This is a genomic window from Anabaena sp. FACHB-595 (assembly GCF_048568275.1).
Classification (GTDB): Bacteria; Cyanobacteriota; Cyanobacteriia; order Cyanobacteriales; family Nostocaceae; genus Trichormus.
In genome coordinates this window covers 3,292,386-3,305,742 of the sequence record NZ_CP183473.1, presented here as the reverse complement: position 1 = coordinate 3,305,742, position 13,357 = coordinate 3,292,386, and the positions used below count along the sequence as shown (strand labels likewise).

General features: G+C 42.5%; 9 protein-coding genes, 1 tRNA gene and 1 pseudogene. 6 read left to right on the top strand and 5 right to left on the bottom strand.

The window, feature by feature from the left end; all coding sequences use genetic code 11:
- Positions 1-255: 255 nt before the first annotated feature.
- From egtB to pdhA, 5 genes are all read right to left on the bottom strand, one after another.
- Entirely contained in the window at positions 256-1,521 is a 1,266-nt protein-coding gene (egtB, locus tag ACN222_RS13545) for an ergothioneine biosynthesis protein EgtB (RefSeq protein WP_044521453.1), read from the bottom strand.
- The gene (gene egtC / locus ACN222_RS13540; protein WP_044521450.1) at positions 1,496-2,284 is read right to left on the bottom strand and encodes an ergothioneine biosynthesis protein EgtC; all 789 of its coding nucleotides are present in this window, start codon (positions 2,282-2,284) and stop codon (positions 1,496-1,498) included. The genes egtB and egtC overlap by 26 nt, the downstream gene beginning before the upstream one ends.
- A gap of 324 nt (positions 2,285-2,608) precedes the next feature.
- Positions 2,609-2,680: transfer RNA gene (locus tag ACN222_RS13535), tRNA-Lys, on the bottom strand.
- A gap of 62 nt (positions 2,681-2,742) precedes the next feature.
- Positions 2,743-3,612, bottom strand: coding sequence for an aldose 1-epimerase (locus ACN222_RS13530; RefSeq protein WP_010996862.1), 870 nt, complete (start codon positions 3,610-3,612; stop codon positions 2,743-2,745).
- A gap of 116 nt (positions 3,613-3,728) precedes the next feature.
- Entirely contained in the window at positions 3,729-4,763 is a 1,035-nt protein-coding gene (gene pdhA, locus ACN222_RS13525; protein ID WP_419756861.1) for a pyruvate dehydrogenase (acetyl-transferring) E1 component subunit alpha, read from the bottom strand.
- A gap of 881 nt (positions 4,764-5,644) precedes the next feature.
- On the opposite strand from pdhA, the gene ACN222_RS13520 reads away from it, so the two are divergent.
- The 6 genes and pseudogenes from ACN222_RS13520 to ACN222_RS13495 all read left to right on the top strand — a co-directional run bounded on the left by ACN222_RS13520 (position 5,645) and on the right by ACN222_RS13495 (position 13,352).
- Positions 5,645-8,041, top strand: a complete 2,397-nt coding sequence (locus tag ACN222_RS13520) for an IMS domain-containing protein (protein WP_010996860.1) — start codon at positions 5,645-5,647, stop codon at positions 8,039-8,041.
- A 165-nt stretch (positions 8,042-8,206) separates the two neighbouring features.
- Positions 8,207-9,196, top strand: coding sequence for an AEC family transporter (locus tag ACN222_RS13515; RefSeq protein ID WP_096637150.1), 990 nt, complete (start codon positions 8,207-8,209; stop codon positions 9,194-9,196).
- A gap of 388 nt (positions 9,197-9,584) precedes the next feature.
- The gene (locus tag ACN222_RS13510; RefSeq protein ID WP_010996858.1) at positions 9,585-10,835 is read left to right on the top strand and encodes a DUF4912 domain-containing protein; all 1,251 of its coding nucleotides are present in this window, start codon (positions 9,585-9,587) and stop codon (positions 10,833-10,835) included.
- 131 nt (positions 10,836-10,966) lie between these two features.
- A pseudogene (locus tag ACN222_RS13505) lies at positions 10,967-11,900 on the top strand (phosphodiester glycosidase family protein).
- Between the two features lie 10 nt (positions 11,901-11,910).
- A complete protein-coding gene (locus ACN222_RS13500) occupies positions 11,911-12,723 on the top strand; it encodes an Rpn family recombination-promoting nuclease/putative transposase (protein WP_010996856.1) in 813 nt (270 codons plus the stop codon).
- Between the two features lie 59 nt (positions 12,724-12,782).
- Entirely contained in the window at positions 12,783-13,352 is a 570-nt protein-coding gene (locus tag ACN222_RS13495) for a hypothetical protein (protein WP_010996855.1), read from the top strand.
- Positions 13,353-13,357 lie beyond the last annotated feature (5 nt).

Below are 13,357 nucleotides of genomic sequence, written 5' to 3'. Positions count from 1 at the left end.
AAATAACATCACGCCACAGCAGGAATACTCAAACTTTAAAGCTATATTTAAGGTTTTTGTCTAAGAAAATGTTGTTAGCGATAGCGGGGCGTTCGGCCCATCTTGAGTAAGAATTGTTATCCTACTCTCTCATTTCTGTTTCATCTCTCATCATATAAAACTCCCAAAACCATGTAGCCTCTCCGTTAGAAGAGGCTACATAAACACCAACACAATAGCTCAACTTTCCACAACGAATTTTGAATTGATTCGTCCCTAATCCCTCGCACAACGAAACCCAGCAAAAATCTGACGAACCTGGGGATGATACCAATTGCGGAAACTAGGACGCAGTACCCAAGGACGTGTTGCCCAACTACCACCTTTTAACACGCGATGTTTTTGGTCAAAATAAACTTGCGCGTAACCTTTGTATGGGTAACTTTGAAAACCTTTGTAACCATCGAACCAAGAAGCTGTCCACTCCCAAACATTTCCTAAAGTGTCATATATACCATAGGCACTTTGCCCAGCCGGGTAAGCATTGACTGGTGTGGTTTTCTCGCCTAAACCTCGTCGTAGTCCATCACAATTACAATTCTGGGGTGTTGGCATATCTTCCCCCCAAGGGTAGGTGTGGCGACAGTCAGCTTTGACATTCCAACTTGCGGCTTTTTCCCATTCAACTTCTGTGGGTAAACGCTTACCGACGAACCGCGCATAAGCTTCGGCTTCGTACCAACTAACACCATATACTGGGTGATTCTCCGTGGTAGAGCTTAGGCGATTCCAGTAAAGTGGTTGTATTACTTGCTCTGTTTGTAACCATTTCCAACCTGCTACTGACCACCATTCAGGGTTTTGATACCCTCCAGCCTCTATAAATACCCCATATTCACCACACGTCACAGGGTAACGGTCAATCCAGTAAGTATCTAAATAAACTCTATGTGCTGGACGCTCATTATCTAAAGCATCAATGGAATCGTTACCCAACTCAAACTCCCCTGCGGGAATTTCCACCATCTCCCCCACAGAATTTAACTGTTGATGGTTGACGGTTGATAGTTGACAGTTGACAGTTGGCAGTTGACAGTTAAGTAATTCCAACACCATAGTTATGATTTCGCAGTGTTGGCTTTCGTGCTGAATTAAAAAGCGCCAAAGTCGTTCTTGCTGTTGGATATCAGCTACTTCTAGATATTCCAAAACCTTTGCTCTCACTGTATCCAAGTAATAAACGATTTCTGCTATTTCTGGTAATTGGCCTCGTTGTTTTTTCGGTAAACCATCAGCTGCGAATAACTGACGATATTGGGGAAATAAGCATGGTAAATCAGCACTATGTTCTAATACCCAAAGAGATTCTATATAGGCAATATGTCCCAAATGCCAACCCACAGGACTAAAATCAGCATGAGGTTGACAACAGAATGTAGCTGCATCCATACCTACAAATAAACTTAGGGTTTTAGTGCGACACTCCTCCAAAGCAAAAGCAATCAACTCTTTCACACTAGATGCTTTCAATTTTGATATCACAATCCTCTCCCACACTGATAATGCTATTTTCTGGACAAGCAGTCCAATTACCTGCAAATAATGGTTCAGATGCAATAATGACAGAATTAGGAAAAGTTAAATCATCTTTGAGCCAATACAGTGATGGCGGTGATGAAGATGAAGCAAAGCGGGAGGCGATGAGGCGATCGCCATCACTAAAAACTACATTTGCAGAAGCATCAACTTGATGACGTTTTGCCATCTCCCACAGCATGAGTAAAGTGTTACGTAAAACCGACTCTACAGAACGATGTTTATTGCTTTGAATTTGTGAAAGTAGTAACGCAAAAATATGTTCAGAATCAGTACTTCCATTGATATGTTCGTAAAAATCTGGGGTTAAAATACTGCGGAGTTTGCGATGTAAGGTCTTGCGAAAATTCTCAATGTAACCATTATGAATAAATAGGGATTGCTTATAATGAAATGGCTGACAGTTGGCAAAATCTAGAGCTTGTCCTGCTGTCGCACTACGCACATAAGCTAAAATACACTTAGATTCCACATAACGGCTCAGACTAGGCAAATTAATATCATTCCAAATAGGCAGAGTATTTTTATAGGTAAAAGGTTCAGTATCTTTTTGGCTATGATACCAACCCACACCAAAGCCGTCTGCATTTACCACCCCAGAAGTCATTTCACGGGGTTGGTAACTTTGAACTATCAGCGAATGTTCTGGTTTATACAAGAGATATTCCAGAGAAATAGGCGAACCAAGGTAGGCAAGTAGACGGCACATAATGAAAGAATTTGCTCCTAATTCCTGTATAGAATAAACTGTGTTGAGCATTATTGACGCAATACCACATCAATTTCAGTCATTCGTCATCTTTAAGTATTTGTATTATTTGTAGGGTTAGCATTGCCAAAGACATCTAGGTTAGTGTGAGCAATGCCCCATAACACTTGCCTTAAACCCCATATAATTCAGAAGTCAAACAGTCACTCTATAGTTTTAAAAAACAAATGGGGCGCAGATTATCAACACTGTAAATTTGCTCTTATTATGAAACCCGCCTCTACTTTCATTTAAAAGCATCAGCGAGTTTGTTTGTTCATTTTATGGGTCGCCCGGGATTCGAACCCGGAACTAATCGGTTAAAAGCCGAGTACTCTACCGTTGAGTTAGCGACCCTTGCGGTTTGTTTCGCAACTTTGCCATCATAGCATAAACAACCGTAGACTTGTAAAGGGTTTTTAGAAAAAACTTGCCGACAATCTTACAGATGCTTTGTAGCTAGTGCCTGGCTCTAGCACCGTCAGCTTTTCACCAGTATTCAGGGAGTTACGAGGAGCGCTCCAAGGTTCTAGACAATAGAATTCTTTGCCCTTGAGCGTCCAAAATACCAACATTGAAAAAATATCATCAGCATCCAAAGTTAGTTTAAACTGCCGATTACGGTCGATGACACTAGCAGACTGGCTGGTGATGTGACCAAACGCAAAATCCATTTCATCACGGTTAAAGTCAAAATTGCCATTAAAGGGATGAACTTCCTTTGTTTGCTGGTCTTGATACTCCTGGGAGGGAATGTCAAATTCCAGTTGATTTTTATCTCCAGTAAAGAAGTAAGGATGGAACCCAGCCGAGAATGGCAATTGCGTAGATGACAGATTTTGGTACTCCTGGCGAATTTCTAGAGTATTCCCTCGTAGTACGTAAGTGAATACTAATTGGAAATCGAAAGGATAAACCGCCTTTGTTTGTTCGTTGCTACGGAGAACTAACGTCAGTGCAGCTGAGTCCTTAGTGGTCTGCTCAACTACTTCCCAGGGCAAATCACGGGCAAACCCATGTTGTTTGAGTGTGTGCTGCTGACCGTTGAGGGTGTAAGAATTATCCGGTAAGTTGCCGCAGATGGGAAATAGAATTGGTACTCCACCTCTGACGCTCAAATCCGGATGAGTGAAGCGTTCAGCATCTAGGTAGAGAATTTCCTCTCCCTTCACACGCCAACGGGTAATAATACCGCCACGTTCTGGTACAACTTCCAATTGAGAACCAGTCGTTTCATCAGAAAGGATATAGGTTTTGTACTGTTGCTGTTGGATGGCAATACTAAACACAAGTTGAGTCCTCAGAGGCTAGGGGCTGGAGGCGAGAGATTAGGGGCTAGAAGCATTGGGGTTCAGAGCTAAATATATAATCCCTAATCCCCAATCCCTAATCCCCAGTCCTCAATTTATTCGTCTTCTGCGAAGACAAAGCGATACAATTCGCTGGGGTCTGGTTCAGGGCTACTTTCTGCGAACTTCACCGCATCATCAATCACGTCCTGAATCTTGCGCTCGATGGCTTTGAGTTCTGCCTCATCTGCCAAGTTCTGCTCTATTAGATAAGCTGCTAGCTTCTTAATTGGGTCACGGGAAAACCAAAATTCTTTCTCAGCTTTGCCACGCATTTCATCCGGGTCTGCCAAAGAGTGACCACGGAAACGGTAGGTTAGAGCTTCTATTAAGGTCGGGCCTTCACCAGCACGCGCACGGGCTACGGCTTCTTGCGCGACTGCACGCACCGCCAGCACATCCATACCATCTACTTCTACGCCAACCATGTTAAAGACGCTGGCTTTTTTGTAAATCTCTGGGTCAGAAGTTGCTCGGTCGTGAGCCATACCAATGGCCCACTTATTATTTTCTACCACGAAAATAATTGGCAGTTTCCAAAGAGCAGCCATATTGAGAGTTTCAAAGAACTGCCCGTTATTAGCTGCACCATCACCGAAGAAGCAAGCTGTTACCTGGTCGGCGTTGGGGTCTCCCAAAACTTCCCGGCGGTATTTACTTTGAAAAGCTGCACCAGCTGCTACAGGAATTCCTTCCGCAACGAAAGCATAGCCGCCTAATAAGCCATGTTCGGCGGAAAACATATGCATGGAACCGCCGCGCCCTTTGCTGCAACCTGTGGCTTTGCCAAATAACTCCGCCATGACTTCTCTAGCTGGGACTCCAGCACTCAAAGCATGAACGTGGTCGCGGTAGGTACTGCTAACAAAATCTTCCCCTGGTCGCATCGCTTGAATTACGCCAGTAGAAACTGCTTCTTGTCCGTTGTACAAGTGGACAAAACCAAACATTTTGCCTCTGTAGTACATTTCGGCACATTTATCTTCAAAAAAACGCCCCAAAGTCATGTCTTCGTATAAAAGAAGCCCTTCTTCTTTGGTGATTTTGGCGTTGGCAGTATTAAATTTAGGTATTGTGCGTTCTTGAACCATTATTTTTTAGTATTCCTGTCTAAAATCGAAATTTACCATTTTAAATAGGTTGTTTTCTGAGCAATTTTATTTTCCCCAGCAGGGTTTACTAGAGTGAACAACCAAATTTTCTACACCACAAAGAATTATGGGAAATAGTAGAGAGTAAATGCTGGAATTTTGTGTTTATGGGACATTTATCTGGGAATATCTCACTGTAACAACAATATTCTTGTTCTCAGTCTGACTCATCCCTATTTCAGTTCATAGACTATCACCCAGGATAGCTCGGTTTCTGCATACCGATGAACAATTTCCAAGAAATAAGAGTGACGACTCCTCAATGTATATAGGATTCAGTTTTGATTTTCATTTGTGCAGAGTGGTGTAGCCATATTTATTTTCGGAGGTAGGAGACAGAGGAGAAGAGAGATTAATAAGATGTAGGGAATTTTTCTGCCCAGGCTATGCCAACAGAGATCACATCGGATGCCTATATTTGTGTAGTTGCCATAAAAATATAGTTATGATAATATCTTGTTCTTTCTGTTATCCACATCTACCATTAGCAGTGGTGCATATTTAACTCCTGAATCAGAAAATTTTCTGATACGGGATTAATTGTACTTATGTGTAAGCACAACATTCGTACTCAAAAACAATGATTCTTATGTTGGTTTTACAGTAACTTAATTATTGATAACAGTTATTTTCAGCAGAAATACTAAGAATTAAGACAAAACATCAACATTTCCTAGCCAAGGAATAAAATATGACACAAATTTTTGGGAAGATACAAAAGTAATTGTTGCAATATACACTTATAGTGTAAGTTCACCACGGTATTATTCACCGTATGATTATGGCACGGTTTTACAAGCCTGGAATGGTCTAGGTGAATTATGTTGATCACGGTGCAGGGGAAGTACGCTGTGCGAATTCCGCTAGATTACTACCGAATTTTAGGGCTACCGTTAGCGGCAAGTGATGAACAACTGCGACAAGCATACAGCGATCGCATTGTCCAATTGCCGCGACGGGAGTATTCTCAAGCAGCAATTGCTTCCCGTAAACAACTTATAGAAGAAGCTTACGTGGTTTTATCAGATCCAAAGGAACGCAGCAGTTATGACCAGCTGTATCTTGCTCACGCCTACGACCCAGACAACGCGGCTACAACCAAAGTGGCAGTGGAAAATCGTGGGGACAGCAACAATGGTCATTTCGATGTCCAAAGCCTGAGCATCGAAGTTTCCTCCGAGGAATTAATTGGTGCTTTATTAATTTTGCAAGAGTTGGGAGAGTATGAACTCGTACTCAAGTTAGGTCGTAATTACTTAGGTAATCAAAACGGCACAGCATCCACCAGAAATGGCAATCATCGCACGCCTGAAGAATTTCTCGATAGTTCTGAACGTCCAGATATTCTCTTGACTGTTGCTTTGGCCTCATTAGAATTAGGGCGGGAACAATGGCAACAAGGCCACTATGAAAACGCTGCTTTGTCTTTAGAGACTGGGCAAGAAGTGCTGTTTAGTGAAGGCATCTTCCCCAGCGTCCAGGCAGAAATTCAGGCTGATCTTTACAAATTACGCCCTTATAGAATTTTAGAATTACTTGCCTTACCCCAGGAAAAAACCATTGAACGCCACCAAGGGCTGGATCTATTACAAAGCATCTTAGACGATCGCGGTGGCATTGATGGTACAGGCAATGATCAATCAGGCTTAAACATTGATGACTTCCTCCGATTCATCCAGCAATTACGCCACCACTTAACAGTGGCTGAACAACATAAGTTGTTTGATGGTGAAAGCAAACGCCCTTCGGCTGTGGCTACATACTTAGCTGTTTATGCTTCCATCGCCAGAGGATTCACCCAACGCCAGCCCGCTTTAATTCGTCATGCCAAGCAAATTCTGATGCGTTTGTCTAAGCGGCAAGATGTGCATTTAGAGCAGTCCCTGTGTGCGCTATTACTAGGGCAAACTGAAGAAGCCACGCGAGTTTTAGAACTGAGCCAAGAATACGAAGCTTTAGCCTTAATTCGAGAAAAATCTCAAGATTCACCCGATTTACTGCCAGGTTTGTGCTTATATGCCGAACAATGGCTGCAAAATGAAGTTTTCCCCCATTTCCGCGATTTGTCCAGACAGCAAGCTTCCCTGAAAGATTACTTTGCTAATCAACAAGTACAAGCGTATTTAGAAGCCTTGCCCAACGACGCGGAAACCACTAATGAATGGGCTGTAATTAACCGCCAATCGTTTTCTCAACCCAGGGGCAATTCTTACTCTGGAGGAACGCCAGTCGCCAAACGTCCCGTAGGGAAGGCGAACAGGCCAGGAGAAGCGTCCACAAGACCAGTTCCCCAACGTAGTCATCCATCAGAAGTAAATCGGCAGTTTCATCAAAACAGAACCCCTGATCCCGAATTACCAGAAACATCAAACCACAGAAGACCAGAGTCTTCAAATTTTACAACTGCTAGAGAAAATATATCGACCACAGATGCTTACACTGACAATTATCCACCAGAGATCCCTGTAGAACGCGCCAGCAGACCTGTTCAGCCGGGGGTAAGTGGTTATACCCAATCGACCCCTCCACGGCAAACTCCTAAACGCAGGAGACGCAAGAAGCCACAGGCAGTTGTCAACAGAGGACACAGTATTCATCAGCAACGCCAACCCTCACCTAGCACTCTAGGCCGGAAAACAAGATTACTTTGGATAGTTTTGGGTTCTTTGGGTGGGATATTATTGTTCTGGCTGATAGTCTCAACGACTTTTGGGTGGTTAAAGAATGTATTCTTCCCAGCACCATCTTTACAAGGTGAGCAATTATCGATTCAGATTAGTCAACCACCTTTAGAGATTCCTGACAAAAATGCCCAGATACAATCCCCAGAGGTGAGTCTCACAGAAGAAACGGCAAGGAAAATAATTGAAAATTGGTTGGCTACCAAAGCTAGTGCTTTAGGCGCTGAACATAAAATTGAGAGTTTAAACGAGATTTTAACTGGTTCAGCGTTATCTCAATGGCGGCTAATTGCCTTGCAAGATAAAGCAGACAATCGTCATCGAGAATACAGTCATAGTGTCAAGGTAGACTCCATCAGTAAATCTGACATAGATCCCAATCGTGCAAGTGTGGGGGCTACAGTCAGAGAGTTAACCCAATTTTATGAGAATGGGCAAAAAGGGAAGTCTTCTGACGAAAGATTACGTGTACGCTATGAATTGATTCGACAAGATGATATTTGGCGGATTCAGAGGATGTCAGCCGCTATAAATTAAGTATGAATTTTTATATCTAAATCAACTAAACTCAAGTTGTCTGTCTCTAGCGACAATTGGTAATTCGGAATGAAGAAAGTCAGATTTATCTGGGTTTTGGCGTTTTGAGTTGACCCAAGACGCGTACTTGAGACTAATGACACTGCTTAATCCCTATGATGATTCATGACAGAAACTTTGTTTCAGGCTTATACACCCCTGATTCTGTGGATAAGTTTGGGTTTATTAATATTTAGATTTTTACCTACATGGTTACCGCAATTTTTAGGTCGTGGTCTTTACTGGGTAGGAGTACCGTTGGAACTGGTGGCACTGGCTCGTAAAGGCAGTCAGAATGAACTTAGTGGTGCTGGGAGTACTCCCATACTAGCATCATTAATTACCTTCTTGGCATTGCTGCTGGGTTTAGTAGCTGCATTGGTGGTGTGGTGGGGATGGCAACAAATCTCACCTCGTTTGTTTAAGCCTGACTTGAGTGAGTCTGTTTCTCATCCTTGGCTGGACTCTTCTACTAAAGGTAGTTTTCTGCTGGCGGCTGTTTTAGGAAATACTGGTTTTGTGGGTTTGGCGATCGCACCATCTTTAATCCACGTTGATAGTCTCAACTGGGTTGTTCTCTTCAGTATTACCCACAATGTGATCGGCCCCTACGGTGTAGGTGTATTAATCGCCAGCTACTTCAGCCATACCAAGTCTACAAATCGCTGGTGGATGCAGCTTTGGGATCTGTTGACTGTACCCCCTCTATGGGCGTTTCTCATTGGGACTCTCACCCAACCAATAAAGTTACCGGAAGTTGTGGAATCAGGATTACAAGGTTCTGTTGATATTGTTATTGCTTGCGCTTTTCTCTTGACTGGTATTCGCTTGGCTCAACTACAAAGATGGCAAAGTTTCCAACTGGCGCTGATCCCCACCGTGTTGAGGGTTGTGATTACACCCTTACTAGTAGGTTTAGTTACAACTGTGTTTTTGGGGTTGTCAGGCGATCGCCGTTTAGCAATGGTTTTAATGTCGGGGATGCCCTCAGCCTTCGCTGGTCTAATTTTGGCAGAGGAGTACAACCTCAACCGTGATTTAATCGCCAGTAGCATCATTCTCTCAACTCTTCTATTACTGCTGATCCTGCCCTTGTGGATTCAAGTTTTTGGGTGAGTCCAGCGCATTGTCATGAAATTTTCACATAAATCAGGGGATCACCAATATCAATATCAAGATTTCATGACAATATGATCCCCTCAGAGGTAATAAGTTCGTAAATTAGGTAAAAAAGCCTGTTGACACCCCTTGATCCCGACCAAGAAGTAGTTAATATTTAGTTAACAAACTTAATAAATTGACTCCTCCAATCCTAAAGTGCTGATTTTGGCACGAATAAGGAGTTGAAAGGGAGTGTCCCCTCTTTTAACAAAAGACTAAAAACACACACTTAGCAAAACCAGGAGTCAGGAATAAGAAATTCATCTGGAAAGGATGATCTTTTATCAAGCATTCTATAACCAGGGGAAATCATTTACCTTTCAAACTACTGGAGGCCAAACACATGGCGAAAGAACGCCCACCGCTAGAAGAGATGACATTAAGGCAACTACGAAGAGTTGCCAGCGAATTCAGCATCTCTCGCTACAGCCGAATGCGTAAATCACAACTGCTGGCAGCAATTCAAGAAGTCCAGCGAAATAAAGCTTTGCTTAACCCATCTCGTTCACTGGAGGCACAGGAAACCGTGGAAGCCGCGAAATTTGAATTAGGACAAGAAGATCGTACTGGTGGCTCTCTGGCTGATGTTGATGAAGGACTAGCAGACCTACCTGGTGGTTACGGTGACAGCCGGATTGTCCTTCTACCACGCGATCCTCAGTGGGCTTATGCTTACTGGGATATTCCTAACGATCATAAAGAAGAATTGCGCCGCCAAGGGGGGCAACAACTAGCCCTGCGGATTTACGACGTTACTGATGTTAATCTGGAGTACCAAAGCCCCCACAGTATCCAAGAATATCCTGCGGATGAACTAGCAAGAGAATGGTACCTTCCTATTCCCGTGAGCGATCGCGATTATGTACTCGATATCGGTTATCGTGCAGTAGATGGTCGTTGGTTAGTCTTAGCTCGTTCCGCTCGCGTCCACATTCCCCCAGTCTATCCTTCTGACTGGATTGAAGATGTGTTCATCAGCGTCAACTTTGAAGAAGACCTACGCGGTAAGACACTGTACGAATTAGTTCCCCCAGCGAAGAAAGCACCTACTGTGGCTGCTGGTGCAAATGGCAGCAACCCCATCTACGACCACATCTTTGGCTTGGCAGAATCAGCCGAAGCCCAACGGGTTGCAGGTTCTCTGTTCGGTTCTCAACAACACGTTGCTGGTTCCGTGCGTCCCGAACAAGCTATCAGTTCTTATATCTTCCCCTCTGGTGTAGGTATGTGGGCAGTTCCCACCACATCGGGCTTAAATATGTCCGGCGTGGGAATGTCTGGTGTCGGCTTCTCCGCCTCCGCTATCCCAGTACGTCCTCGCCAGTTCTGGTTAATTGCTGATGCTGAGTTGATTGTCTACGGTGCAACAGAACCCGATGCTACCGTGACAATTGGCGGTCGTCCCATCAAACTGAATCCAGATGGTACATTCCGCTTCCAGATGTCTTTCCAAGATGGCTTAATCGACTATCCTATCCTGGCTGTGGCGGCTGATGGTGAGCAAACACGCTCAATTCACATGAAGTTTAACCGTGAAACCCCATCTCGTAACACCAACACCAAAGAAGAAGCTGTTGTAGAGTGGCTGGCTTAAGAAATTAGGACACAAAAGGCGGAATAATTTTAAATTGATAATGATATCAAGCCTTTAAAGTCTGTTTACTCACAATTGAAATTTTGAATTATTAACCGCTATAGTCATGCTGTAGCGGATTTTTATTTTATATGTATCTCCAAAAACTCATTGCTTTATCTGTATTTATCGGTGCTGTCAGCTTATTGTCTGGTTGTAAAAAAATCGATGCTAGTTCAGCACCAAAAGCTGCCAAAGTTTGTCCTGGAGAAAATGCTCAATTTAGTATGGAATTTTTTCAGACAAATAATCGTGGTGAAAAATTTGCTAAAGGCATTAATCATGTAATTATTTTTAATCCCAGATCAGCAAACTTAGATTTTAAAGTTAATCTTGGTTTATCTCATCAGTTATATACAAAAGATGCTAGAGGGAAAATTCGCCGAGAATATATCCCAAAACAATTTAACGAACTAATTTCTGATAGCAACTCTACATTAAATGGCCGAAGACCAATAGCCGCAATTAACGCCGACTATATAGATCCTGAAAATAAACCCCAAGGGTTAAATATTTCTCGTGGAGTAGAGTATTCAGGAGATTTTAAGAATAAACGTTCTTCCTTTGGCATTTCTGGCGGTAAACCACAGGAACGGAAAGCGACAATTCAAGCGGGAAGGAGAGAGATTAATATATTGAATTACAACTTAGTAGGGGGGTAACGGGAGATTTTATCGCCAGGGTAAATTTAAAGATATTTGTCAAGATTTAGGTGAATTCGCCTGTAAGCAATCTACAAATCGTTCTATGGCAGCTATTACCAATAAAGGCTATGTCATTTTATTAGTAAATGATATAAAAGCTAACTCTAATATTGAAATAAATTCAAATAATCAAGAATTAACACCAGATAAATTTGATGATGTTTTAGAAGGTATTTCCCGCCAGAACTGTTTAGGGAAGATTCAAGAGGGAATTTTATTTGATGGTGGGATGTCACCCGGATTGTATTACAACAAGAAAATTTATGTAGAAAATCCCGGCCCTATTGGTTCGGTATTTTTGATTTATAAGAACTCAAATTAAGTCTTGAATCGTGAAAACTGACACAATCTTCTACAGTCTATTTCAAGAATTTCCCCACATCTTCTTTGAACTGATTAACCAGTCTCCACAAGAAGCAAGTATCTACGAATTTACCTCGCGCGAAGTTAAACAATTGGCTTTTCGTCTGGATGGCTTGTTTCTCCCAAAAATTAACGACTCTACTAAACCATTTTATATAGTTGAAGTCCAATTTCAACCAGATGATGATTTTTACTACCGTTTGTTTGCAGAATTATTCCTCTACTTAAAACAATACAAACCTCCCTATCCTTGGCAAGTGGTGGTAATTTATCCTAGTCGCGGTATCGAAAGACAGCAGACTATACATTTTGATGAAATTCTTGTACTCAACAGAGTCAAACGCATTTACTTAGATGAGCTAGGAGAAGTAGCAGAAACTTCCTTGGGCGTTGGAGTTGTTAAGCTAGTAATTGAAACTGAAGAAACTGCACCAGTATTAGCAAGACAGTTGATAGCACAAGCAAAGCAGCAGCTAACGGATGTAACCGCTAAACGTGACCTCATCAACTTAATTGAGACAATTATCGTCTACAAATTACCGCAAAAAAGCCGCGAGGAGATAGAAGCTATGTTGGGTTTAAATGAACTGAAACAAAGCCGAGTTTATCAAGAAGCTTTAGAAGAAGGGAAACAGGAAGGTAAACAGGAAGGTAAACAGGAAGCTAAGTTAGAAACGATACCTCGTATGGTACAGTTTGGGTTGAGTGTAGAAGCGATCGCTCAATTATTAGATTTACCGCTAGAAGTTGTCCAGCAAGCAGTACAACAGTTCAACCAATAAACTGATGCGCCTCTGTACGCGAAAGCGGTACGCTAGAGGCTAAAGCTCAAAAAAAGACCATGACACCTGAAGTAATTGCCCAAACTCTGGCAGAATTATTTAGTACAGCAGATGTACAAGCGATCGCACCTGGATCGTGGCAAGTAGACACATCTACATTTAGACTGTTGGTGTTGCTGTCGGAAGATAGCAGTTGGTTGCGAGTTTTACTACCAATTGTGCCATTGCAAGAAGCTCAAGCATTCTTAGCACAGTTTTTGGAAGCCAACTTTGATGATACTCAAGAAGTCCGCTACGCCTTGTATGATGGCGTGGTATGGGCAGTCTATCAACACAATAGCAGTACTTTGACCAAAGATGACTTGAGTAGTGCGATCGCTAGACTGATTTCCTTATATGAAGCTGGTTTAAATGATGTCTTCAATCGTCTGATTGAAAGTCGCATCCGGCAAATTGTGCAAGCCGCAAAACAGCAAGGACAATCTCTGGAAGCCACAATGCAGAACCTAGAACGGTTTTACGCCGAAGGATTATTAGGAGAAATTAACCAAACTGTAGAATCAAGAGAAGAAGTTTTAGCAGCTTGGAAGCGTCAGTTAGAACGGTTGTGGAATGAAGTAAATAGCTAAATAAT